Raw genomic sequence first — 25,399 nt, forward strand, 5'->3', positions numbered from 1 at the left:
ATAAAATATTATTAATCATGAATCGTAGGATCGAAAACGATCTTAGCCAATTCCTGTTCTTTTTCAATTAGTTCAGTCTCCTCAGGCAGGTTAGATTCCGGCGTCTGAGAGAATGGAATATGCTGAGGAATAAAGTCTTCAGCTGCACCAGGCTTGCTGTAATCATATGGCCAGCGGTATACCGTTGGAATCTCTCCTTCCCAGTTTCCGTGACCCGGATGAATCGGGGTAGTCCATTCCAGAGTATTTGAACGCCATGGGTTTGAAGTAGCTTTTTTACCTTTGAAAATTGAGTAAACAAAGTTATAAATAAAGATAAACTGAGCCAGGAACGTTACAATAGCGGCAATCGAAATGAAAGCATTCAAATCTGTGTAAGTATTGAAAGTCTCAAATTTAGACCACTGATAGTATCTTCTAGGGAAACCTGCGATACCAATGTAGTGCATCGGGAAGAAGATCAGGTAAACACCTGCAAATGTCGCCCAGAAGTGAATATACCCTAAAGTATTATTCATCATGCGGCCAAACATCTTAGGGAACCAGTGATAAACACCGGCAATCATACCGAAGAACGCTGCAGAACCCATTACGAGGTGGAAGTGAGCTACTACAAAGTAAGTATCGTGCAATTGGATATCCAGGGCACTGTTACCCAGGATAATACCTGTCAAACCACCTGAAACGAAGAATGATACCAGACCGATAGCGAAAAGCATAGCCGGAGTAAAGATGATATTACCTCTCCAGATTGTTGCAATGTAGTTAAAGGCTTTTACCGCAGATGGAACCGCAATAATCAAAGTCAACAACATAAATACAGATCCTAGGAACGGATTCATACCTGTCATGAACATGTGGTGAGCCCAAACGATGAACGCAAGGAACATGATACCCGCCATGGAGAAAATCATCGCTTTGTATCCGAAGATCGGCTTACGTGAATTCGTAGCGATGATCTCAGAAGTAAGACCCAAAGCAGGAAGAATTACGATATAAACCTCAGGGTGTCCAAGGAACCAGAACAAGTGCTGGAACAAAATCGGGCTACCACCCTGGTTAGGTAAAGCCTGTCCGTTAATATAGATATCAGACAAGTAGAAACTTGTACCGAAACTTCTGTCAAAAATAAGCAACAACGCCGCAGAAAGTAAAACCGGGAATGAAAGAATACCCAGAATAGCGGTGAAAGTAAAAGCCCAGATCGTCAAAGGCATTTTGTCAAACGACATACCTTTTGTTCTCAGGTTGATTACTGTAGTTACGTAGTTAATACCACCCAATAAACTTGAAACGATGAAAAGAGCCATGGCTACCAGCCAAAGGGTCATACCGTCCTGTGAACCAGGGTTAGCATCTTTCAAAGCACTTAGAGGAGGATAAATTACCCATCCACCACCGGCAGGACCGGTTTTGATGAACATAGACACAAACATGATCACACTTGATAAAAAGAATATCCAGTAAGAAAGCATGTTCATAAATCCTGAAGCCATATCTCTGGCACCTACCTGAAGAGGGATCAGGAAGTTAGAGAAAGTACCGCTCAGACCAGCCGTTAAAACGAAGAATACCATGATGGTACCATGCATGGTAACCAAAGCAAGATAAAAGTTCGGATCCAGTTTGCCAGTTTCATTGATCCAGTCTCCAAGAAGGAATCTTAACCATGATAAGTCCATTTCAGGGAAACCTAACTGAAGACGGAAAAGTACAGATAGTAAACCACCTATTACCGCCCAGGCGATACCTGAAATCAAATATTGTTTCGCAATAACCTTATGATCTTCTGAGAAAATATACTTTCTGATGAACCCTAATTCATGATGATGTTCCTCATGATCATGATCATGGTCGTGGGTATGACTTTCTGAATGTGTTACTGTTGCCATAATATATATAAAATGTTAAGCTCTGTTATTTTAAAATTGTACCAGCGTTACCTGCTCCTGTTGAATCTGCCGCCACCTCTGTTGTCGCAACCGGTGCTGCTTCTACCTGAATATATTTCAATGCATTAGCTTTAAGATTATCAGGCACTTTTTCCAGTAGAGCCGGGTTCACTGTCAGGAACGGCTTCTGGCTTTTCTTCCACTTCTCATACTCTTCAGGCTCGTCTACTACCAATAATAATTTCATGGCAAAGTGCGAACGTCCGCAAACTTCGGCACAGGCAATCTCGTAGTTAAAATCAGGATTGTTCAGCTCAGCTCTCATGTCCGCAGTCGTTTTTTCAGGAACAAACCAGAATTTGGTCGGCATCCCCGGAACAGCATCCATTTTAACCCTCATGTGAGGAATGAAAACAGAGTGAAGAACGTCTCTCGATCTGATTTTCAGTAAAACAGGTTTACCTTTAGGAATATGCAGCTCCGAAGCGTTACCAAAATCATCAAATGAATGAACATCTGTAAAATCGATACCCATGTCATTTCCACCGGCATCATCCATCAGTTTGTAATTGTAGTTACCCAGTTTGTTATCATCAACACCAGGGTATCTTACCAACCAGCCAAACTGCTTACCCATGATTTCGATTACTTCGGCATTCTGAGGGGCATCATCCATTACCTTGTTCCATACTCTCAATCCTGAAAATACAAGACCGGCCATGATGGCAGCAGGAATAAGCGTCCAGATTACTTCAAGACTGTTGTTGTGAGTATAAAAAGTTACTTTTCTGTTCTTATTAAAACGATATTTCATCGGGAAATAGAAAAGGAAAGTATTCACAACAAAGAAACCTACCATGATGACGATCATCGAAACCCAGAACCAGTAGTCAGTCTGTCTTCCGTGCTCAGAAGAGGCTTCCGGTAAGAAGTGCTTTCTTGCATCAAGGAATGACCAGACAATACCTACAATACTCAGGATCCAGAAAACAAACAAAGCAATACCATTGGCATCATTTGCACTATCGGCTTTCGTTGAGCTTACTTCTTCTGTGTCAGATTTTGTCTTGTCTATTTTCTTTAAAAGAGATTGCGTCTTACCAATTACGAGAGCCGTAAGTACTAAAAACACGATCGCAAATATTACAATTAAAAGAGTCATATATGTTAATTATTAACTATTTAATGATAAGGTTTTGTTTACAAATAAATTAAATATCGTGATGTAAACTTTCTTCAAGGAACGGATGATTTTTAGCAACCAGATTGGCTTTAGACAATTGATTAGCAACAAAATAGATAAACAACGAAGCAAAAGCCAAAGTTGTACCCCACTCAATCAAACCAATACCACCCTGCTCTTTAGCGATACCCGGCATCTGCATCTGATAAAAATCAAACCAGTGACCGATCAAAATCGAGGAGCAAGCGAGTTTAAGGAATGTATAATTTCTTTTCGATCCTCTTGCCATCAGAATAAGGAAAGGGAATACGAAGTTAAGCAGCAAATTGATAATGAATGGTGCAAAGTACCTTCCGCCGTATCCGCTGATTCTTTCTCTGAAATAGATGGTTTCTTCAGGAAGGTTGGCATAGAATATCAATAAGTACTGGCTAAACCATACATAAGTCCAGAATATAGAGAAACCGAAGATCAACTTGGCCAAATCCTGGATAACACTGTCATTTACTGCTTTAAGATAACCCTGACCTTTCAGTGTTATGATAGTCAGCATGATGGCAGCAAGACCCGCTACGTGCCATGAAGCCAGGTGATACCAACCAAACATGGTTGAGAACCAGTGAACGTCAATTGACATAGACAAATCCCAGGCAGCAGTAGAAGACGTCACAGCAAAGAAAATAAGGAACATCTTTGCGTAAGACCTGCTTTTGTGATAGTAAGCAAGATCTTTGCTTTCGTCTTCCAGCAAAGAGTACTTTCTGATCTGAGTCCACAGGTAATACCAGACTACGAAGTAAGCTATGATACGGGCAAGGAAAAATCCGTGGTTAAGATACCATGATTTACCTGCAATAATCGGGTCATAATTGTCACTTCCAGGAGTCATGATACCATCATGAGTCCAGTGGAAAATGATATGTCTTGTCGAAGGGATAAGATACAAGGCAAGAATGATGATAGCCGGAACAATGATGAAGGAAGGGAAAGCTTCAGGAACCCTTTTCAAAGACGCCTGCCATCCGGCTTTTGCTACATAATTGTATGACATAAAAAATACGCCAACTACAGAAATACCTAAGAAATATACACTGTTCATCCAAAGATTCGCAATGATTCTTGATAACAAAGTAGCACCGTGATGACCGGCTTCGTGTCCACCTTCGGCTCCGTGTCCGCCTGCATGATGTCCAAAATCCGGGCTGAAGATATCCCAGCCTTTGCTTGATAAAAAGGCACCAATTGCTACCATTGCAATTCCGACCAAAACTGAGATTATAAGTTTTCGTTTCAGTCCAGAACTAAATTCAAATGATTCTTCAATCGAAGGTATTTCGTGCTTATGAGCCATTATTTTAAAATTTAAAAACCTCCCTAAAGGGATTTAAAATTAATCTATTACTATATTTTAGTTACCGAGTTGTAAACGGTGAACATAATGTACAACTTTCCATCTTTCCTCAGGCGTCAGCTGAGCAGCGTGAGGCCACATTCTTCCTTTACCGTGTGTGATCACGTGAAAAATATGTCCGTCGTTCAGATTCTTGTAAGCATCAGAAGAGTAGTTAGGTACACCTTTGTAAACCGCACCTACTTTACCGTCACCTGCTCCGCTTGCTCCGTGGCAATGCTGACAATATCTTTCGTAAAGTACTTTACCATCTTCTTCAGCCTGATCAGACCATGGAATTGGGTTTACCAAAACCCTTTCCGAAATGCTGATACTGTCTTTGTTGATCGTGTAAATCATCAGATCATTGACGACAGTGCTGTCATCCTGTAAAAATGAAGTCTTATAATTTCTTCTTGCAATGGTTCCCTTCACCGGAAGTCTCATGTTCATTCCGTGCGGATTGATCATATTTTCTTTCCATTGAGTCTGTGCTTCGTAAGCCCTGGAATTATACATGTTGGGTGCAAACTCCCATCCTGTCTGATTCGGATCATTACAAGATGTTAAGCCAACAAACGCAAATACTGCTAATGTCAATAATATGCTGATATGCTTAAATGTAATTTTCATTTTATTTCTATTCTACAGTATCAATTATATTTCTTTAATATTTACTTCAGTAGCACCATTGCCCTTAAGTAATTCTGTGATGTCGCCTTCAGAAGATTTGTTTTTACCCAGATCAATAGCCATGACAAACTTATCATCTGTACTTCTCGGGTCAAAAATAACCGGTTTGACTGTTGGCCCCAGACCTTCCATAAAGAAGAAAGTGAATGACATACCATAAGCAGCCAATAAAACTGTTAATTCGAAAACGATAGGTATGTTAGTCGGGAACGGGAAAAAGTTTTTACCCCCGATGTTCATAGGCCAGTCAACTCCCAAAGTCCAGAAAGTCAAAAGGAAAGCCAGTGAAGTACCTGTGATACCAAAAAGGAAAGCGGCAACACCCATTCTTGGTCTGTCATAGCCAAGGGCTAAATCAAGTCCGTGAACCGGGTAAGGCGTAAACACTTCATGGATTTTAACTCCGTTACCTCTGATGTTTCCGATGGCGTGCATTACATCATCCTCGTCATCAAATATCCCTACTATATATTTTTTATCTGCCATTTCTGTCTATAATTTAATGCTTTGATTAATGAGCTGATACTTCTTTCTCTTCTGTTGTTTTTTCTGATGATGATTTCAATACTGATTTAACCTCTGCCATGTTAATCACCGGTAAGTATTTAGAGAAAAGGAAAAACAAGGTAAAGAAGAATCCGAAAGAGAAAATATAATCTCCAATATCACCCATACGAGGCGTAAAGTAAGTCCAGCTTGATGGTAGGTAATCTCTGTGAAGCGAAGTAACAATAATTACAAAACGCTCAAACCACATACCGATGTTTACAACTACTGCAATCACGAAAGATACTACAATGTTCTCTCTCAGGCTCTTGAACCAGAAAATCTGCGGAGAAAGTACGTTACAGGTCATCATCGCGGCATATGACCACCAAAGAGGACCAGTCGCCCTGTTTAAGAAAGCATAACTTTCATATTGTACGCCAGAGTAGAAAGCGATGAAAAACTCAGTAATATAAGCCACACCTACAATTGAACCGGTTACTGTAATGATCTTATTCATCAGACCGATGTGCTCAATAGTGATGTAATCTTCTAATTTATACACTACCCTCGTCACCAGCATAAGGTTCTGAACCATCGCAAATCCCGAGAAGATCGCACCTGCCACGAAATATGGAGGGAAGATCGTCGTGTGCCATCCCGGAATAACCGAAGTAGCAAAGTCAAAGGATACAATAGTGTGTACAGAAAGTACAAGAGGAGTAGACAAACCTGCAAGAATCAAAGAAACATCTTCATATCTGGCCCATGATTTGGCACCACCGGTCCATCCTAATGAAAGTGCACCGTAAATAGATTTTCTTATGCCTGTAGCTCTGTCTCTGATCGTAGCCAGATCCGGAACCATACCGATATACCAGAAAAGACATGAAACCGAGAAGTAAGTAGAGATCGCAAAAACGTCCCATACAAGAGGAGAGTTAAAGTTAACCCAAAGAGATCCGAAGGTGTTCGGAAGTGGTAAAGCCCAGTAAGCTAACCATGGACGCCCCATGTGCATCAGGATGAATGAAGCCGCACACAATACCGCGAAGATAGTCATCGCTTCAGCGGCACGGTTGATTGAGGTTCTCCATTTCTGACGGAACAAAAGAAGGATGGCTGAAATAAGCGTTCCGGCGTGACCGATACCTACCCACCATACAAAGTTGGTGATATCCCATGCCCAACCGACTGTCTTATTCAAACCCCATACTCCAAGACCTTCCCACCATGTCCACAGTACCCAGGAAGCACCATAAATTAACACCACAACGGAAATAATAAAAGCTATTTTCCATTCTTTGGTAGGCTTGGACTCTACGTGTCTGCATATGTCTTCAGTAACGTCGTGATAGGTTTTACCACCCGTTACCAAATGTTCTCTAATAGGTGAAACTACTTGCATAATACTACCCTAAATCCGATTAGGATTGTTTATTTAAAGTTTAATAATAATTTTCTATCTAATTAACTATGTGCTTTGTGCTCTGCAGCATGCTCAGGTTCAGCAGCGTGTTTTTTCTTATCACCCGCTTTGCTTCTCTTTGCCACAATCTCATCCTTGTTCTTAACCTTCACCAGGTAAGTAACCTGAGGTCTTACATTGATCTCTTCCAGCATATGGAAGGCTCTGCCTTCTTTTTCCTGCTCAAGAACTTTAGAAATTCTTGATTCAGGATCAAGCATATCTCCAAAAATAATAGAGCCTGAAGGACATGAAGAAGAACAGGCAGTTTCAATTTCACCATCAACCGGACGACGCTTCTCTTTCTTGGCAGCAAGTTTACCGGCCTGGATACGTTGAACACACATAGAACATTTTTCGATCACACCTCTTGAACGAACAGTTACGTCAGGGTTTAACACCATACGTCCCAATTCATTGTTCATGTTATAATCGAAATTGTCGTTTTCGAAATATTTAAACCAGTTAAATCTACGTACTTTATAAGGACAGTTGTTAGCACAATATCTTGTACCCACACATCTGTTATAAGTCATCTGATTCAGACCTTCTGAACTGTGGGTTGTCGCCAATACCGGACAAACCGTTTCACAAGGTGCATTTGAACAGTGCTGACACATCATCGGTTGGAAAATAACCTCAGGATTTTCTGAAGCAACTTCCATCGCTTTGTATCCGCTGAATGTTCTGCTATCAAGATCGGCATCGGTACTGTAGTATCTGTCCAATCTGATCCAGTGCATTTCACGTGCTCTTACTACCTCTTTCTTACCTACTACAGCCACGTTGTTTTCGGCCTGACAAGAGATAAGACAAGCTGAACAACCGTTACAGGTGTTCAGGTCAATCACCATACCCCAGCTGTGGTTCTTTTTCTCGTGTCCGTTCCACAACGTGATAGAATATGGTTTCTTAAGACCTTCTGAAGTAGCAATCATCGGCTCATAACGGCCGGCTTTATCATTCTTAAGATATTCTGAAAGGATAGTTTCCTGAACAACAGCCTCACGACCCATTACGGTTTCGTGGGTTTGTGTCTGAGCCAGTGTATATCCGTCTTTTGTTTTTTCTACTTTAACACCACCTGTCCAGAAATTCGAAGCAGTTTTAGAAGATCCCAACAGAGGGAAAGGATTTGAACCTACATTACCGGCTTTACCGGCGTCTGTTCTACCGTAACCCATTGCTACAGAAACTGTAGAGTGGGCCTGACCTGGTTGTATCAACACAGGAAGTTCGATGCTCTTATCTCCTACTGTCAGTTTAACCCAGTCTCCCTGTGCAATTCCAAGGTCTTTAGCTGTTTTCTGAGAGAAAGCGGCTGTGTTTTCCCAGGTAACTTTAGAAATAGGATCCGGAAGCTCCTGCAACCAAGGGTTATTGGCATAAGCACCTGTTCCAAGGGCAAGAGATTCAAAAACAGATAGTTCAAGGTCTGTTTTCGGAGCTGCAACAGAAGCCGCGGCTTCGGCTACATTGGCGGTAAATGATGCTCCTGCAGGTACTGCCGGGGCTACTTCATACACACCATCGTGCAAAGCCTGAATCCAGGATTTGCCGGTTAGTATATTTTTAGACCAGAATGATTTCAGATATGCCTGATAATCAGCATTTGCTCCAGCCCAGGTAAGTAAACTTACTTCTGTCTGTCTTGTGCTGTATATCGTCGAAATGGTTGGTTGCTGCAATGAATAAAAACCTGCTTTAGGCATCGCATCACCCCATGATTCAAGGTAGTGAGAAGCCGGGGCAATATATTGACACAATTTAGCGGTCTCGTCAGCACGGTCAGCAGTAGAAATGCTCAGAGTAGTTTTCTTTAATCCTTCTGCAATCTCAGCACCTCTCAGGTGATCAAATACAGGATTTGATTCGTAGAAAATAACTGCTCCTACCTGTCCTGATTTCAATTCTGTTACAAACTGATTCATTTCAGCAGCGTTACCTTGTCTGTAGTATACGGGCGTTCCGAAATCAACGGTGTTACCGATATTACCCAGGGCATTGTTGATGGCGTTAACCAACACCTGTACATTTACATCATTAGAACCTGAAACAACCAGGGAAGCTCCTTTGGCAGCTACGAGGTCTTTCGCACATTTATCGATATACTGGGTATCTACTTTAGGAGCAGAAACAGGCGAACCGCCCAGTAATGTAATTACTTTATTATAAAGATTTGCAGCAAAAGCGGCTTCTTCAGAAGGTTTGATCATTCCTCTGTAATCGGCAGCGGCACCGGTGACGGTCATTCCGGTTTCAAACTGATAGTGACGTGACATGGTTTTACTGCCATGCTTACCACTGCTTACCTTTCTTGTTTCAGCCCACTGGTTTGAATATTCCAGAGGAGAGATCCAAGTACCGGTAAAATCACAGTTGATACCTACCATTACCTTGGCTTTGTCAAATCTGTAAGAAGGAATAACTGCTTTTCCGAAAGATTTAAGATTTCCTTCAATCAGTCCGTCTGCACCATTGGTATCGTAAGCGACATGTTTTGCACTTGGATATTTAGCAATAAAATCAGCGATAACAGACTTCGCAGAAGGAGAAAGTATCGTATTGGAAACGATTCTGATACTGGAGGCCTTTGACAGCGAAGCAGCAATTTCCTGATCCAGCTTAGCCCAGGTTGTTGCTTTACCACCTTTCTGAGGCTCTTTCAGTTTCTCATTGTCATAAAGGGACAAAACCGAAGCATGAATTCTTGCACTCACGCCACCTTTTGTAACACCCGACAACTTGTTACCTTCAATTTTTATAGGCCTTCCTTCACGCGTTTTAACAAGAATGCTGGCGTAATCACCTCCTGAAGCATAGGTTGTTGCATAATAGTTAGGAATACCAGGCTCCACATCTTCCGGTTTGTTCAGATATGGAATGGTTTTTCTAACCGGAGCATCACAGGCTGCCAGTGAAACTGCAGCAACCCCAAAGCCCAGCATTTTTAAAAAATCCCTACGATGTGTTCCGCCATCAACGTCATCAAGATTAAATTCTCTTTCAGCGTTTTTAACAACATTGATGTCATTTTTTAACTCCTCAATCCCTTTCCAATACCTTTTTTTAGTATTCTCCATGAGCTTTTATTGATTACTCCTTATTATATAAGAGGTTTTTCCGAATTATTATATTATTTATTTCTGTATTGAACGGCCGATTAATAGTGGCATTTAGCACACTCCAAACCTCCAATATCTTCAACTTTCATTGCATCTTTTGTAGTCTTATTATGAGCATCCAGAAGGGTATCATAATAAGCATTGCCTTTAGCATTAACGTCCGTTTTACGGTGACAGTCAATACACCAGCCCATAGTCAGTGTAGATCTTTGTTCTACTACTTCCATTTTAGGAATTTCACCGTGACAGTTTTCACAAGCCAGGCCTCCTACATTGGTGTGCTGAGAGTGATTAAAATAAGCCAGGTCAGGAAGGTTATGAACCCTTACCCATTCAATCGGCTGATCTTTTTCAATGGCAGTGTATATTTTCTGAATCTCAGGAGATTCTCTTTTGATGGTGTTATGACAGTTCATACAAATGCTCGCAGAAGGAATACCCGCCTGCTTTCCTTTGTATACTCCTGTATGACAATAAGCACAGTTGATTTCCATTTCTCCGGCGTGAAGCTTGTGAGAAAAAGAAATAGGTTGTTTCGGAGCATAACCCTGATGAACACCGATACCATAAAGACCATCAAGTGTGGCTTTGGTACCAAGGATGATGAACAACCAGATCACTGCAGAGCGAACTGTCTTGTTAGCTACCAGGTTTTTGAAGCTGGATTTGAATTTCTCTCCGCCTGAAACGCCATCTTCTCCATCTTCGTCATCACCACCTGATAATTTAGTCAACAGTCTCAGAATAGCCAAAAGAGCTACAAGAACCAGACCCATAATAACAAGGAGGGTAACCAGGACAATGTTGAAGAATTTACCACCACCGGTTTCGTCACCACCCTGAGCAGCAGCAACAGGTGCAGCTCCGGGAGCGGCAGGTGCAGGTGCGGCATTGGCAGCTTTTACGTAAGCCAGTATGTTTTTAACTTCAGCATCTCCGTAACCAGGAAAGGCGGTCATCGGTGTTTTGTTGAACTTTTCATAAAGGTCAACAGCATATTTATCACCACTGGCAATAACAGCAGCTGAATTATTGATCCATTTTTTAATCCAGGCAAAATCTCTGCGATCTTCTATTCCTGCTAAACCCGGACCTACAACTTGCGTTGCATCAGCGGCGTGACATTGTGAACAATTGGCTTTGAATGCTTTCTCTCCAGCAGCGGCATCTCCGTCCTGAGCAAAAGCTGTTTCGGATAGGATAAAAAACGCAAATAAGGAAAGTAGTAAATGTTTGTATTTTTTGCTTAACATATGAATATAGAATAAGGCAATTTTTCTGATTGCAAAACTAATTCAGGATTACTACCAATCAAATACTTATTATCCTTTTTTTTATAAGGCTCCTAAATTTAGAATAATTACAAATAAAACCAGAGGATACTGATTATCAATGATTTGAAAAGAAAATACCATTTGTTAATATCTCAGAAAGATGATAAACAAATGGTACTAAAGCAAGAATTGCCTATGACTTTTATACGAATTTAAGAGGTCCCGAGCGGATTCGAACCGCTGTACAAGCTTTTGCAGAGCTCTGCCTAACCACTCGGCCACAGGACCTTAAAAAGATTAAATTAACACAAAAAATATCTCTGTATTAATCGGACTGCAAAGGTACGCCCGGAAACTCAAATTCCAAAATTTTAATCAATTATTTCCATTAAAACAGATAACTAAATCTGAAATAATTCCGTTTCCAGGGCCGGTTTCCCGGCAAGTCCTTACATAAACATTTCAAGATAAGGCTGATATAACAGAAAAAAGGCCACTTCCCATGACAGGAAATGGCCTTTTTTATAGATCATCAGACTCTGATTCTTATTCAGCCTCTGATTCTTCAGTTTTCTTTTTAACTGCCTTTTTCTTAGGGGCAGCTGCATCGCTCTCCATCTGGTCTTTCAAAGCGGCAAGAGCAGACAAATCTCCTAGAGTAGATTTTTCAGCCTCAGGCAATTTTGTTTTCTCAGATTTGTTGTTAGAAGGAGCTTTTTTCTTGCTCTTGTCTTCTTCAACCGGAGCTTCCCATGTCTTGGTATGAGAAAGAACGATTTTCTTCTCTTCTTTGTTGAATTCGATTACTTCGAAAGGAAGTTTTTCGCCTGTTTCAGCTACTGAACCGTCTTCTTTAGCAATACCTTTCAATAAAGCGTATCCTTCGATACCGTAAGGAAGTTCAAGGCTAACTTGTTTGTCGTTTTTAGAAAGGATAGTACTTTCGTGAGTTGAACCTACTTCAAAAACAGTTTCGAAAGTATCCCAAGGGTTTTCTTCCAGGTGTTTGTGACTCAGGGCCAGTCTGCGGTTTTCACCATCCAGTTCAAGAACAACTACTTCAAGTTCATCACCGATTTTAACAAAATCAGACGGGTGTTTGATTTTCTTAGTCCATGAAAGGTCAGAAACGTGAACAAGACCGTCGATACCTTCTTCAAGTTCAAGGAACAAGCCGAAGTTAGTCAGGTTACGAACAGTACCTTTATGTTTAGAACCAACAGCATATTTGCTTAGCAAATCCTGTTTAGTCCACGGATCTTCAGTGATTTGTTTGATACCCAGTGACATTTTCCTTTCTTCACGGTCAAGTGTAAGAACCACCGCAGAGATATCATCACCGATCTGAAGGAAATCAGAAGGGTTTCTCAGGTGCTGAGACCATGACATTTCAGAAACGTGGATCAAACCTTCAACACCTGGTTTGATTTCAAGGAAAGCACCGTAGTCAGCGATATTAACGATTTTACCACTTACTTTCGAACCGATTTCCAGTCCGGCAGCCAGAGAATCCCAAGGATGGGCTTCAAGCTGTTTCATACCAAGAGAGATACGTTTTTTGTCCTCATCAAAGTCAAGTACAACAATCTTGATTTTGTCGTCAAGCTTAAGTACTTCATTCGGATGATTAACACGACCCCACGAGATATCAGTAATGTGAAGAAGACCGTCAACTCCACCAAGATCGATGAACACACCGAAGTTGGTAATATTTTTAACAACACCTTCAAGAACTTGTCCTTTGTCAAGGTTAGTAAGGATTTGCTGACGTTGTTTTTCAAGATCTTTCTCGATAAGTACTTTGTGAGAAACAACCACGTTATCGTTAGTATGGTTAATTTTAACCACTTTAACTTCCATGCGTTTTCCAACAAAAATATCAAAATCCCTGATTGGTTTAACATCAATCTGAGAACCTGGCAAGAACGCCTCGATTCCAAAAATATCTACAATCAAACCACCTTTTGTACGGCGTTTGATCAGGGCATCAACAATAATGTCTGTTTCGAGAGCTTTCTCGATTTTCGACCATGCAGTTAAGATTCTCGCTTTTTTGCGTGAAATAACCAACTGGCCTAATGCATCTTCCTGCTTTTCAATGAAGACTTCAACAACATCTCCTACTTTAAGATCCGGCAGGTCACGGAATTCTGAACGGGAAACGATTCCGTCAGATTTGAAACCGATGTTAAGCAATACTTCTCTGTCGGTAATACCCACAACAGTAGCATCCACTACATCCTTTTCTTCGATAGCTGTAAGAGTGTCGCTGTAAATTTTTTCAAATTCAGCTTTCTCAGATGCGGAATAACCTCCACCAATACCTTTTTTTGAAACTTTATCCCAGTCAAATTCCGGGAATTCTTGATTTGCCATAAATAATTGATAAATAGCTCTTTATTACATCAGCAGACCGAGCAATTCTGCTGAAATTGGTTTAAAATTGATTTTCCCTTCGCAAAAAGGACTGCAAAGGTATAAAATATTGAAGATACTAGCAAGAAGAATGAGAAGTTTGTAGGAGTAAAAGTCTAATTTTCAATTCTCTATCTCCGGCGGTTCAGAAAAGGCACCCAGTTTTCCTCCAGTTTGTCGGAACAATCCCTGACAAACATAATGAAAGAAGGCTTAAAGGGAGAATGGTGCAAGGGCATGGCAGCCTCCTCGGGCAGCAGGTCGCCTTTTTTCGAGTTACATCTTTTGCAGGCGGTCACCAGGTTTTCCCAGTTGGTCTTCCCTCCTCTTGACTTGGGCAAAACATGATCCAGTGTTAAGTCGTGGTGATTTCCGCAATACACACAGGTGTTCAGGTCCCGCTTGAAAATATTCTGCCTGCTGAGTACAACTCCTTTAAAAGGGATGTTTACGTAATGATTTAACCGGATGACTGAAGGAAGGGGGTAAGTTTGAGAGACAGTTCTGAGAGCAGCTTTTGGGGATTCAGCCACTAATTCCGCTTTGTTTAAATAGACTAGAAGAAAAGCTTTTGGTACCGTGCATAAGCTGATGGCACTATAGTCAGCGTTTAAAATTAAAACTTTCCGACCCATAAAATAAGTATTTTGGAATTATATTTATTTCATGGCAATATAAAAAAATAATCTAATAAACTGAATTTCAACAGAATAAATATTTGTAAATTTTAATGTTCCCGCATCTGGTCCCGGCTTACATCGCGTTCTTTGATAGACTCCCTTTTATCATATAATTTCTTTCCTTTCGCAAGGCCGATGTCTATTTTAGCCAGTCCCTGTTCTGATATGTAAACCCTCGTAGGAATGATCGTAAGGCCTTTATCAGTCAGTTTATTCACAAGTTTTTTAAGCTCTTTCCGGGTCAGCAACAGCTTACGGTCACGCAGCGGTTCGTGGTTATAATGGGTGCCGTTGTCATACTTGGAAATGTTCAGGTTTTTAATGAACAATTCTGTGCCGTTAAAGAAACAGTAGGCATCGGCCATACTGACTTTTCCCTGGCGGATGGACTTGATCTCAGTCCCCATCAGTACTACCCCGGCTGTGTACTTTTCAAGAAAAGCGTACTCAAACTGGGCTTTTTTATTCTGAATACTTATATTTTTTGCAATCTTATCTGCCATATCGAAAAATAAATCTCTGTATTAAATTCTGCTATACAATCTGCAAATGTAATGTTTTTGAAAGTAAAATAACAGAACGCAGCCACTAAAGGATCATTACTGAAGAAGGTAAAAGCCAATGTGGGTATATATTAAAGCAAAATTGCCCGGAAGACGTTCATCTGCCGGGCAATTTTTAAAAATTATGATCAGTTCGGATATCCCGGATTCTGAGGTTTAAGATTCGGGTTGTTCAACATTTCCTGTTTTCCAAGCGGCAACAAAAGATGCTTTTCAGCAAGGGCCTGCTTAGAACTCAGGTTTACGTGTCCGACAAAATTATCGAATCCGTTCGTTGTTTCGTTATAAACCTTTCTCAGACGCACCATGTCAAACCAGGTGATTCCTTCATAACACAGTTCATGCCAACGCTCTCTCCAAACCGCCTCACGGAAGCTGGCCTGGGTGAATGTACCCAGTGCAGGAGTTGCTAAGGTAGCTCTGTCTCTGATTCTTTTCATCGCATCATATGCTTCCTGGTTAGGTCCGCCTACTTCGTTCTGAGCTTCAGCAAAAATAAGCAATACTTCTGCATAACGGATCAAAGGCACATTCAGGTTGTTGTTTCTTGTACCAGCTACACCCGAAGTACCATTAGCGGTAATGTTGAAGTGCTTGAAGATATAAGGTGCTCCAAGATCGAACAATGCACCGTTACCATTAGTAAAGTAACTGCTGTAGAAATAACCTTCGCGGTCTTTTGCTCTCAGGTCACCGGCTTCGTACGACTTGTAAAACTGCTGGGTAGGCACTGTACTTCCTGTTCCGGACGGACCGTTGTAGGTCACAGGCTTGAAGTTAGGATACATGTTATCCATCGGGTTGGCAGCCACAAGCGTATTGTACTGAAGCATAAAGATATGCTCAACTGTATTTTTCAGACTTTCTTTGTGCACATCTCCATAAGTAGCAAAAAGATTGATTGAAGCAGGGTTACTGTTGGCATAAGTAATTACTTCTTTAGCTTTATTAGCCGCAAGTGTGTAATGCGAAGCTCCTTTACTCAACGGGAAACCTGCCATGGTAAGGTAAACCTTAGCCAGAAGCGACTTAACGGCCGCCTGTGAAACACGTCCGTTACTGTTCATCCAGGCAAGACCTGCTCCTTCAGCAGCAATAAGGTCATCCACAATCAGTTTGTAAACCTCTTCCTGCGATGCTCTTGAAGGAAGAAAATTTTCTGAAGAAGCTGTCTGAGGCTTGGTAATCAAAGGTGCATCACCCCAAAGACGTACGATATAAAAATAAGCCCATGCTCTCAAAAATCTGGCTTCACCCAGAATTTTCTTTTTCTGAGCTTCATCCATCGGAGTAATGGCAGGAACCTTTTCCAACACCTGGTTAGCTTGGGCAACCACTTTGTAAAGACCATTCCAGTAGTTGATCACGTGCTGGGTATTACCATCGAACACCAAACCATAAAGGTTGTTCAAATCGGAGTTCTGAGCTGTTTCTGTTGTAGAAGTTCCGGTGATGGCTTCCAGCAACTGCCAGTTGGAAGAAAAGATACCGGCTCCGTCGCCAATAAAACGCGTGTCTGCATAAACAGAAGCGATGGCAGCTTCAGCATGATCAGGAATAGTATAGAAGCTTTCCGGCGTCAGGTTGGACGGTGCCACTTCATCAAGGAAATCTGAACAACTGAACGTGGTGAATACTAAAGCCCCTGAGAAAAATACCCTGCTTATATGTTTAAATCTATCAAAGTTCATATAGAATTTTTTTTAAAGTTATTTAATTAAAACGTCACCTGAAGACCCATCATGTAGGTCGTAGGTTTTGGATAATTATGCCAGATCATCCCTTGAGAAAAGGCACTGCTGCCATCTCCCTGATTGGTCGGAGTAACTTCCGGATCACCAATAACTTTATCAGTCACTAACAGGAAGAAGTTTTGTGCAGAAGTGTAAACCCTAAGTCTGCTCAGTTTTAACTTTTCTGTAACATTTGATGGGAAAGTGTATCCCAGCAAAAGGTTTTTACCTCTCAGGAACGAACCGTCCTTCACCCAGTGATCATCTACGTTGGTTACATAACCAGCCCTGGTGTCACGGATCTGAGCAATCATGGTATTCTGATTGGTCGGAGTCCAGGCATTCAGAACGGTCGTGTAGCTGTTAGCCAAGGCCTGGCGGTCTTCGCTGGCGTGCAGGTTCATCATCATGACATCATTACCATAAGAGTACTGAAGTTCAAAAGTCAGATCAAAATTGTTGTATCTGAAGGCGTTGGTCAAAGCTCCCCACGCTTTCGGGCTACCATTACCGATAATAGAACGGTCAGCATCTGTGATGGCTTTGTCTCCGTTTACGTCTTTGTATTTGATATCCCCCGGAAGTACCGTCAAACCGTTACGATAAGAAGTATATTTTGCCGCTTCTTCTCTTTCAGCTTCGCTCCACACACCCAGACGGGTCAATCCCCAGAATGAACCTACAGGCTCACCGATTCTGATGATGTTGGTCTGGTTAGTGAAGTTAGGACCACCCACTCCGAAAATATCCGAAGGCGTCGCCAGTGAAAGCACTTTGTTTTTGTTCATCGAGATATTGAAGTTGGTTGTCCATTGGAAACTTCCTCTTTCAATATTGACGGTATTAACCGCAAATTCCAAACCTCTGTTCTGCATAGAACCTACGTTTCTTCTGATTGTGGCATATCCGCTGGTACGTGGTACCGGGGCATCCAAAAGCATGTCAGTAGTTTTTCTGTTATAGAAGTCAGCCTCCAAAGTAATTTTACCTCTGAAAAGGCCTAATTCCAACCCTATATCACTCTGAGCTGTTTTTTCCCATCTCAAATCCGGGTTAGCCAGTCTTGTAATACCTGTGCCCGACACTTTCACGTCATTGATCACAGCAGCGTAGTTAGAGCTAAGCAATGACAACGAAGAATAAGCAGGAATTTCGGAGTTACCTGTCAAACCATAACTTGCACGAAGTTTAAGGTTAGAGATAATGGTATTGCCCTTCAGGAATTCTTCATCAGAAATTTTCCAGGCTGCAGCTGCCGACGGGAAGAAGGCAAATTTATGGTTCTCACCAAATTTAGACGATCCGTCAGCACGTCCTGTTACTGTAAACAGGTACTTGTTATTCAAAGTATAGTTGATACGGCCGAAATAAGAGTTGAAAGCATTTCTTGAAGCATCCGATTCAACGGCCGGCAATGTGCTACCAGCACCTAAGTTGTTATAGCCGAAGTAATCAGTAGCAAATCCACGAATACTGGATGCAATTCTGAAGAAGTTGGTTTCCTGCCATGAAATACCTGCCAAAGCTGTAATTGAGTTGTTCTCGTTGATCTGCTTATTGTAAGTCAGGTAGTTTTCAAGTGACCAGAAGGTATCTTTTCTGTTACGGGCAGAAGCAGTTCCCTGGGCACCAATCTCCAATGTTCTTGTGCTTGACTCATTTTGCTCCTGGGTCATGATGTTGGTACCTAATACCGTTCTCATTTCCAATCCTTTGGCAAACGTGATGTTTGAATAAAGGCTACCGGTAGTAGTCTGGGTATTCAGAATATACTTACGGCCATACAGACGGTGAACAGAACTCATGGTTCCTTCAGCAAACGGAAAATCACGGTTGTTGGCGTAAGTTCCGTCGGCATATTTCACAGGAAGGAACGGGAAATCTTCCACGATCTGACGGGCAACCGCGTCATTGATATCGACGATTCTCTCAGTCTGGTTGTTATAGCTCAATGTACCACCGATTTTCAACCATGATTTAACCTGATCGTCAATCGTAAATCTTCCTGAATATCTTTTCAGATATGAAGTCTTGATCAAACCTTCGTCATCTCTATAACCCAATGATAAAGAGTATTGGGTACGCTCGTTACCACCGCTAAAACCCAATTGGTGATTCTGAGAAAGCTTGTTCTGAGTAGACTCTTTAAACCAGTCTGTATCATACAAAGGATTTCCATTGCTGTCAAATACCCTTGGATCCGTTCTTCTCAGTTTAGGATTCAGGTAAGCCCATTTTCCGGCAGCCCATCCAACCGGGTCAAATTTCTGCATGTTAGCCCAGGCAAGGTCTTCAACCGCCATGTATTCTTTTGCATTCAAAACCCTCGGACGGTTTGGCCCGATGGTGTTCACACTGAAATCAGTGTTGTAAGTTACCTGAGATCCACCCGCTTTACCTTTTTTGGTGGTTACCAGGATAACGCCGTTCGCTCCTCTGGCACCATAAATGGCTGTAGAAGACGCGTCTTTCAAAACCTCAACCGAAACGATATCATTCGGGTTAATGTAGTCAATTGCTGACGAAAACTGGGCCTGGTTTCCTTGCGGAAGCATTACCCCGTCAACCACATACAAAGGGTTGTTCGAAGAGTTAATAGAGCTGAAACCACGCACCCTGATGTTGGTTCTACCACCCGGACGACCCGAGTTGGTGTTCACCTGCACACCCGCCATTCTACCGGACAATGCCTGGTTAAGCGAAGCGGCCGGTCTTTCACGAAGCTGAGCATCTCTGACAGATCCGACAGAACCGGTAAGGTCAGATTTTTTAAGTGTACCGTAACCGATAACAACGGTTTCGGTCAAAGTCACCGAAGAAGATAATAATGAAACATTCAGTTCGGTGCTGTTGTTCACAGCCACTTCTTTGGTTTCATAACCAATGTAGGAAAAAACAAGTGTGGCACCACCCGGAACACTGATTGTGTAAGCACCGTTGGCATCGGTAGTTACACCTTTTGTAGTGCCTTTCAGGCTGATACTGACGCCAGGTAGTCCGTAACCTTCTTTTTCGTCAGTTACAGTACCCTTAACCTGCCTGTCCTGTGCGTGCAGAAAGCCCAAACTGGCGAAGAGCATGAATAAACTAAGAACATAGTTTTTTTTCATAAAACAACTAATTTTTAAGTGGGAGAATATATAGAATCGGTGTAAAATAAAAATAAATATAATTATAATACAAGTCAGGTTTGATAAGATATCTTTAAATAAATGCAGGTATTAATAAAAAAATTATTAAACGGGTACATTGTTAACGTATAATACTTTGACAATAAATACTTTAACTATTTTTAGGTCGCTTTTTGAAAAAAACTAAATGTGGAAAAAATAATTTACGGGGAAAAAGCTCAATACCGGAAAAATACAAAATCAGGAAAGAGAGAAACAGATCACAGAGAGGGATCATGAAAGTGAAGAATAAAATGCAATAAAAAATCCCTGTCTCAATAATAGTGACAGGGATTCCGACTTACGTGCTTTCCTAATAATCCATGTGCTAGCTTATTAAGCTATCATTTGAGGATTAAATCTTTATGAATACAATTCAAATGTTTTTGTCATGTGTATTAAGCGAAACAAATTTATAAACCTCTCACCTAATTTCCAATCATTTTGGCATTTTTCATTACCAAAGCTTTTTGAAGATTTTTTAGTACACAGGGTTATACTTTTACTAACGTTTATACAGTATGCGAATACTATGCCAATTTCTTTTCTTCGAAAAAAATATTTTTAATCCAATACAATATATTAATTATCAGATATTTAAACAAAATATCACAAAAAATGGCCGTTTTTTTGCCGTAATAGATTCAGAATATACCGGCCTTCTGCTTACTCTGTAAACCGCCTTTTTTACTTCCTGAGAGTCCGTTTATTACTTATAAATAGCTTCAAAAAAAGAAAATTCTTATGCAGGAATCTAACTTTCTCCCTTCTTTTTCTGTTAAATTTGTCTGGTAATGAGTTTCATAAATTAAATCAAGCGTATAAAAATTGTTAAATACACCATTATTATCAACTTCCAAAAAACAAGAGACAGCCATTCTTGTCGGTTTAATTACCCAAAAACAGAACGCCGAGAAAACCAAAGAATACTTAGATGAATTGGCTTTCCTGGCGGAAACCGCCGGTGCCATAACCGTCAAAACCTTTATTCAACGACTTAATTATCCTGATCAGAAAACCTTTGTAGGAAAAGGAAAGCTGGAAGAGATCCAAACCTGGATCACCATGAACCCGGTGGATACCGTCATTTTTGATGATGAACTGAGCCCTTCACAGGTACGGAACCTTGAACAGACATTTAAAGACATCAAGGTGCTGGACAGAAGTCTGCTTATCCTGAATATATTTTCGCAACGTGCACAAACAGACCAGGCCAAGCGTCAGGTGGAGCTGGCACAATACCAATACCTTTTACCCAGACTGACCCGTATGTGGACCCACCTGAGCCGCCAGAAAGGGGGTATCGGGATGCGTGGTCCCGGAGAAAAAGAGCTGGAAACAGATAAAAGGATTGTGCAGGACCGGATTGCTTTCCTCAAGGAAAAACTGGATAAAATCGACAAACAATCCATTACAAGAAGGAAAGAAAGAAGCAGATTGGTGCGGGTTTCGCTAGTTGGATATACGAATGTCGGAAAATCTACTTTAATGAGACGGTTGGCTAAAACTGAGGTATTTGCCGAAAACAAGCTTTTCGCCACCATCGATTCTACCGTCAGGAAAGTTGTTTTGGGAAACATCCCTTTCCTGCTGACGGATACGGTCGGTTTTATCAGAAAACTGCCTACCACGCTTATTGAATCATTTAAGTCGACCCTCGACGAAATCAGGGAAGCCGACATCCTGATCCATGTGGTAGATATTTCTCACGGTTCTTTTGAAGAGCAGATAGAAATCGTCAACACGGACCTGGCTGAAATAGGAGCCGGCAATAAACCTACTGTTCTTGTTTTTAACAAACTTGACGCGTACCAGCCGGAGTCGGAAGAAGGCCTAGATGACCATCTGGCCACCTCAGAAGACCTTGAAAAAAACCTGGCGAGATTAAAGAAAAGTTATCTTCAGAAAAATACTGAACATGTGGTCTTCATTTCTGCTGAGAAAAAGGAGAACCTGGAAGAGTTGAGAAAAATCCTGCTACAGCTTGTCACCGATAAGCATTTCCAGATTTATCCGAACTGGGACCCCAAGCAAAATCCTATGTATGACTGGCAGGGAGAAGCTTAATGGCTCTCCCTACCAGGAATTTATTTTTTTAACGCATTGTAAAGTATCTCGATGGGATGTTGTGCTACCCTTCCCGTTCCATCTTTGATCTGGTGTCTGCAGCTTGTTCCCGGAGCAGCGATGATCACATCATCGGCTTCTTTTCTTACTGCAGGAAATAATACCAACTCGCCGATCTTCATCGAAACCTCATAATGTTCTTTTTCATAACCGAATGATCCGGCCATACCACAACATCCGCTGGGGATCAGTTGCACCTGGTATCCTTCTGGAAAAGACAGGGCTTTTTTGGCAGGGACCAGGCTACCTAATGCCTTCTGCTGACAATGCCCGTGCAATCTTATACTGGCCTTATCTGAGATAAAACTATCTTTCTTTATATTCCCTTTTTCAATCTCTCTGACAAACCACTCGTCAAACATAAAGGTATTCCCGGAGATTTTTTCAGCATCTGCTTTCAATCCGGCGGGGGCCAGATCAAGATATTCATCCCGGAACGTAAGTATGGCTGAAGGCTCAATGCCTATCATGGGCGTTTCTTCAGTAACCAGGTCCTTCAGCTTCCCGATGTTTTGTTCCACGATTGTCTTTGCCTTTTTAATCAGACCTTTGGAAAGGTAGGTCCTTCCGCTTTCTATATGATCGGGGATAATGACCTGGTATCCTAGTTTTTCAAGGAGCAAAACGGTCTTTTCTCCTACTTCCGTGTCGTTGTAATTGGTAAACTCATCACAAAAAAGCAGGACCTTCTTTTCTGAAACCAGGGCTTTGTCTTTTCGCGACTTAAACCAGCTCAGCAGGGTTTGTTTACCCAGCAATGGCATGGTTCTTTCCGGGTGAAATCCGACAACCTTATTGATATTTGACCTGAGGAATGAATTCCCGAAAATAAAGTTGTAAGCAGGAGGAAATATAGCCGCCAGTTTCATCTGGGAGGTAAAGTCGGCAATCAGCCTGGACCTGAAAGGCACGCCGTGTTCGTCATAATATTGTTGTGTAAACTCAGCCTTCATTTTGCTGATATCCACACCTGACGGACATTCGGATTTACAGGCTTTGCAGGACAAACATAAGTCAAGAATCTCTTTTACTTCATATTGACCGTTTTTCATCGCCTCAGGCTCTGTCATATACTGCCTCAGAATATTGGCCCTGGCTCTTGTGGTGTCTTTTTCAGAACGGGTAGCCATATAACTCGGACACATGGTGCCGCCGGTAATTTCCGTTTTGCGGCAATCTCCAGATCCGCTGCATTTTTCACTCAGCCTGAGCATATTTTCCTGGTGGCTGAAATCAAAGACAGTTGGTTTCAAATGTGTAACAGGCTCTTGTTTATACCTCAGCGACTCTATCATCGAAGGCGTATCCGTGATCTTTCCCCTGTTAAATATTCCTTCCGGGTCAAAAATATGCTTGACTTTCCTGAACAACTGGTAAACCTCCTCACCTACCATATCCGGAATAAACTCTCCTCTGAGCCTTCCGTCTCCATGTTCTCCTGAAAGTGATCCTTTGTATTTTTTCACCAGGTGGGCTGTATCAGACAGCACCTTTCTGAAAAGCTGTACGCCATCTGCAGACTTGAGGTTTATCATTGGCTCCACGTGCAGCTCGCCGGCTCCGGCATGGGCATACATCGAATACTCAAGCCCATGGCTTTTCAACAGTACTTCCAGGTCTCTGATGTAGTCCGGCAAATCATTGGCATCTACTGCACAATCCTCGATGAGATTGACCGGCTGGGAATCACCAGGCAGGTTTCTGAGTAGGCCCAGCCCTGCTTTCCTGAGCTCCCAGGCCTTTTTAGTATCTTCTGCATAGAGCATCGGGTAAGCATAGCCCAGCCCTTTCAGTTGAAGAGCCTCTATAAAATTACTCAGCTTTAAAGTAAGATGAGCCAGGTCGTCGTCAAAGAACTCAACCATCAAAATGGCTTTTGGTTCTCCTTCAATAAAAAACCTGTTTTTAGATTGCTCGGTATTGATTTTGGTAAATCGCAGGATGTAATCGTCCACCAGCTCCGAAGCCGAACAATGGTGTGCCAAAGCTACCAGGTTACTTTTCAGGGACTCATCCAGGGTAGTACAATGAACAGCCACCATGCCTACATGGGCAGGCGGTAGTTTCAGAAGTTTTAACCTGGCTTCAGTCACAAAACACAAAGTACCTTCAGACCCTGCGATCAAAGGCAGTAAATTATCTGAATCTTTCAGGAGCAAATCCAGGGCATAGCCAGTATTTCTTCTTGTAATAGAGGCTTTAGGTGAGTTATCACCGATAAGTGCCCTTAGTGATTCATCATCCAGTATCTCATGAAGGTTCTTTCTTATCTCATTTAAAAGACCTGATCCTTTCTGATCTGTTGTATTGATTATCACTTCAGCCCCGTCAGACAAAAAGGCTTTTATTTCAAGCAGGTTGTTACGGGTATCTCCCCAGATGATGGAATGAAGCCCGGACGAATTATTACCGATCATCCCGCCTATCATGGCACGGCTGCTGGTAGAGGTTTCAGGACCAAACATCAGTCCGAAAGGTTTCAGATACGCGTTGAGGTCATCCCTGATCACGCCCGGCTGCACCCTGACCCACTGCTCCTCCACATTGAGCTCAATGATTCTATTGAGATTTTTGGAAATATCAACTACCACGCCCGGTCCTACCACCTGACCTGCAAGAGAGGTCCCGGCGGCTCTGGGAATCAACGTAAATTTATGCTCTTTAGCGAGGTGGATTAACTTCTGAATGTCATTCGTGCCTTTAGGAATCGCTACAGCGAGAGGCTTCTCCTGGTAAACAGAAGCATCTGTGGCATAGACATTCTTAATGGCTTCATGTGAAGGCGAATCGTTAAAGTATAACTCCCCTTCAAATTGTTCTTTAAACTGTGCAAACATTAAAACTTATTTTTTTCAAAATTGGGTAAGTTTTCATTAAGATGCAAAAAGAAATTCCCGGTACTTGTATTATCCCGGCTAAATCGCAGGGTTTTAAAAGAATCGAAACGATATATCAGAAAAATATTGGAAAACTGCGACAGGAAGGAGATATTTGCAAAACTTTTGAAAAATGGTTTCGTAGTTCAACGGATAGAATAGTTGTTTCCTAAACAATAGATCTGGGTTCGATTCCCGGCGAGACCACTTACTTAACAATCACCACAACAATTCTTCTGCTATGTTTTACACTTATGTAATTCAGAGTCTCACTTACGAATCCTACTTATACAAAGGACATTGCGAAAATATTGAAGTCCGGCT

15 protein-coding genes and 2 tRNA genes are annotated in these 25,399 nt (G+C 41.7%); 2 read left to right on the forward strand and 15 right to left on the reverse strand.

Annotation, left to right across the window (positions count from 1 at the left end; translation table 11 throughout):
- Nucleotides 1–11: 11 nt before the first annotated feature.
- The 14 genes from GVN16_RS14835 to GVN16_RS14900 all read right to left on the reverse strand — a co-directional run bounded on the left by GVN16_RS14835 (nt 12) and on the right by GVN16_RS14900 (nt 19,982).
- On the reverse strand, nt 12–1,892 hold the full coding sequence (locus tag GVN16_RS14835; protein ID WP_166564677.1) for a cbb3-type cytochrome c oxidase subunit I: 1,881 nt from the start codon (nt 1,890–1,892) through the stop codon (nt 12–14).
- 25 nt (nt 1,893–1,917) lie between these two features.
- Complete coding sequence (locus GVN16_RS14840; protein ID WP_166564678.1) at nt 1,918–3,054, reverse strand: cytochrome c oxidase subunit II; 1,137 nt, start codon at nt 3,052–3,054, stop codon at nt 1,918–1,920.
- Between the two features lie 49 nt (nt 3,055–3,103).
- Entirely contained in the window at nt 3,104–4,426 is a 1,323-nt protein-coding gene (locus GVN16_RS14845; RefSeq protein ID WP_166564679.1) for a quinol:cytochrome C oxidoreductase, read from the reverse strand.
- Between the two features lie 57 nt (nt 4,427–4,483).
- Nucleotides 4,484–5,098: a cytochrome c gene (locus GVN16_RS14850; protein ID WP_166564680.1), complete on the reverse strand. Its 615-nt coding sequence runs from the start codon at nt 5,096–5,098 to the stop codon at nt 4,484–4,486.
- A 24-nt stretch (nt 5,099–5,122) separates the two neighbouring features.
- Nucleotides 5,123–5,644 carry a DUF3341 domain-containing protein gene (locus GVN16_RS14855; RefSeq protein WP_166564681.1) on the reverse strand — a complete coding sequence of 174 codons (522 nt, stop codon included), beginning with the start codon at nt 5,642–5,644 and terminating at the stop codon, nt 5,123–5,125.
- A gap of 25 nt (nt 5,645–5,669) precedes the next feature.
- Nucleotides 5,670–7,052, reverse strand: a complete 1,383-nt coding sequence (gene nrfD / locus GVN16_RS14860) for an NrfD/PsrC family molybdoenzyme membrane anchor subunit (RefSeq protein ID WP_205748870.1) — start codon at nt 7,050–7,052, stop codon at nt 5,670–5,672.
- Nucleotides 7,053–7,114: 62 nt separating this feature from the next.
- On the reverse strand, nt 7,115–10,195 hold the full coding sequence (locus GVN16_RS14865) for a TAT-variant-translocated molybdopterin oxidoreductase (RefSeq protein ID WP_166564682.1): 3,081 nt from the start codon (nt 10,193–10,195) through the stop codon (nt 7,115–7,117).
- 80 nt (nt 10,196–10,275) lie between these two features.
- On the reverse strand, nt 10,276–11,490 hold the full coding sequence (locus GVN16_RS14870) for a c-type cytochrome (RefSeq protein ID WP_166564683.1): 1,215 nt from the start codon (nt 11,488–11,490) through the stop codon (nt 10,276–10,278).
- Nucleotides 11,491–11,728: 238 nt separating this feature from the next.
- Nucleotides 11,729–11,799 (reverse strand) — tRNA-Cys (locus GVN16_RS14875).
- 258 nt (nt 11,800–12,057) lie between these two features.
- The gene (rpsA, locus tag GVN16_RS14880; protein WP_166564684.1) at nt 12,058–13,887 is read right to left on the reverse strand and encodes a 30S ribosomal protein S1; all 1,830 of its coding nucleotides are present in this window, start codon (nt 13,885–13,887) and stop codon (nt 12,058–12,060) included.
- A 170-nt stretch (nt 13,888–14,057) separates the two neighbouring features.
- Nucleotides 14,058–14,561, reverse strand: coding sequence for an HNH endonuclease (locus GVN16_RS14885; RefSeq protein ID WP_166564685.1), 504 nt, complete (start codon nt 14,559–14,561; stop codon nt 14,058–14,060).
- A 92-nt stretch (nt 14,562–14,653) separates the two neighbouring features.
- The gene (smpB, locus tag GVN16_RS14890) at nt 14,654–15,109 is read right to left on the reverse strand and encodes an SsrA-binding protein SmpB (RefSeq protein ID WP_166564686.1); all 456 of its coding nucleotides are present in this window, start codon (nt 15,107–15,109) and stop codon (nt 14,654–14,656) included.
- Nucleotides 15,110–15,297: 188 nt separating this feature from the next.
- On the reverse strand, nt 15,298–16,860 hold the full coding sequence (locus GVN16_RS14895; protein ID WP_166564687.1) for a RagB/SusD family nutrient uptake outer membrane protein: 1,563 nt from the start codon (nt 16,858–16,860) through the stop codon (nt 15,298–15,300).
- A gap of 26 nt (nt 16,861–16,886) precedes the next feature.
- The gene (locus GVN16_RS14900) at nt 16,887–19,982 is read right to left on the reverse strand and encodes a TonB-dependent receptor (protein ID WP_229244190.1); all 3,096 of its coding nucleotides are present in this window, start codon (nt 19,980–19,982) and stop codon (nt 16,887–16,889) included.
- Nucleotides 19,983–20,900: 918 nt separating this feature from the next.
- Here GVN16_RS14900 and hflX point away from each other — a divergent pair.
- Entirely contained in the window at nt 20,901–22,139 is a 1,239-nt protein-coding gene (gene hflX, locus GVN16_RS14905; protein ID WP_166564689.1) for a GTPase HflX, read from the forward strand.
- Nucleotides 22,140–22,159: 20 nt separating this feature from the next.
- On the opposite strand, the gene GVN16_RS14910 is transcribed toward hflX, so the two are convergent.
- Complete coding sequence (locus tag GVN16_RS14910) at nt 22,160–25,036, reverse strand: FAD-binding and (Fe-S)-binding domain-containing protein (RefSeq protein ID WP_166564690.1); 2,877 nt, start codon at nt 25,034–25,036, stop codon at nt 22,160–22,162.
- A gap of 174 nt (nt 25,037–25,210) precedes the next feature.
- Here GVN16_RS14910 and GVN16_RS14915 point away from each other — a divergent pair.
- Nucleotides 25,211–25,282, forward strand: a tRNA-Arg gene (locus GVN16_RS14915).
- The last annotated feature ends 117 nt before the right edge of the window (nt 25,283–25,399 follow it).

This window comes from Emticicia sp. CRIBPO (assembly GCF_009905725.1).
Lineage (GTDB): Bacteria > Bacteroidota > Bacteroidia > Cytophagales > Spirosomataceae > Leadbetterella.

Coding starts and splice junctions, on each gene's coding strand:
- GVN16_RS14835 (WP_166564677.1), bottom strand. CDS start 1,892: ATGGCAACAGTAACACATTCAGAAAGTCATACCCACGACCATGATCAT.
- GVN16_RS14850 (WP_166564680.1), bottom strand. CDS start 5,098: ATGAAAATTACATTTAAGCATATCAGCATATTATTGACATTAGCAGTA.
- GVN16_RS14865 (WP_166564682.1), bottom strand. CDS start 10,195: ATGGAGAATACTAAAAAAAGGTATTGGAAAGGGATTGAGGAGTTAAAA.
- GVN16_RS14885 (WP_166564685.1), bottom strand. CDS start 14,561: ATGGGTCGGAAAGTTTTAATTTTAAACGCTGACTATAGTGCCATCAGC.
- GVN16_RS14840 (WP_166564678.1), bottom strand. CDS start 3,054: ATGACTCTTTTAATTGTAATATTTGCGATCGTGTTTTTAGTACTTACG.
- smpB (WP_166564686.1), bottom strand. CDS start 15,109: ATGGCAGATAAGATTGCAAAAAATATAAGTATTCAGAATAAAAAAGCC.
- GVN16_RS14900 (WP_229244190.1), bottom strand. CDS start 19,982: ATGCTCTTCGCCAGTTTGGGCTTTCTGCACGCACAGGACAGGCAGGTT.
- GVN16_RS14910 (WP_166564690.1), bottom strand. CDS start 25,036: ATGTTTGCACAGTTTAAAGAACAATTTGAAGGGGAGTTATACTTTAAC.
- GVN16_RS14895 (WP_166564687.1), bottom strand. CDS start 16,860: ATGAACTTTGATAGATTTAAACATATAAGCAGGGTATTTTTCTCAGGG.
- GVN16_RS14855 (WP_166564681.1), bottom strand. CDS start 5,644: ATGGCAGATAAAAAATATATAGTAGGGATATTTGATGACGAGGATGAT.
- nrfD (WP_205748870.1), bottom strand. CDS start 7,052: ATGCAAGTAGTTTCACCTATTAGAGAACATTTGGTAACGGGTGGTAAA.
- rpsA (WP_166564684.1), bottom strand. CDS start 13,887: ATGGCAAATCAAGAATTCCCGGAATTTGACTGGGATAAAGTTTCAAAA.
- GVN16_RS14845 (WP_166564679.1), bottom strand. CDS start 4,426: ATGGCTCATAAGCACGAAATACCTTCGATTGAAGAATCATTTGAATTT.
- GVN16_RS14870 (WP_166564683.1), bottom strand. CDS start 11,490: ATGTTAAGCAAAAAATACAAACATTTACTACTTTCCTTATTTGCGTTT.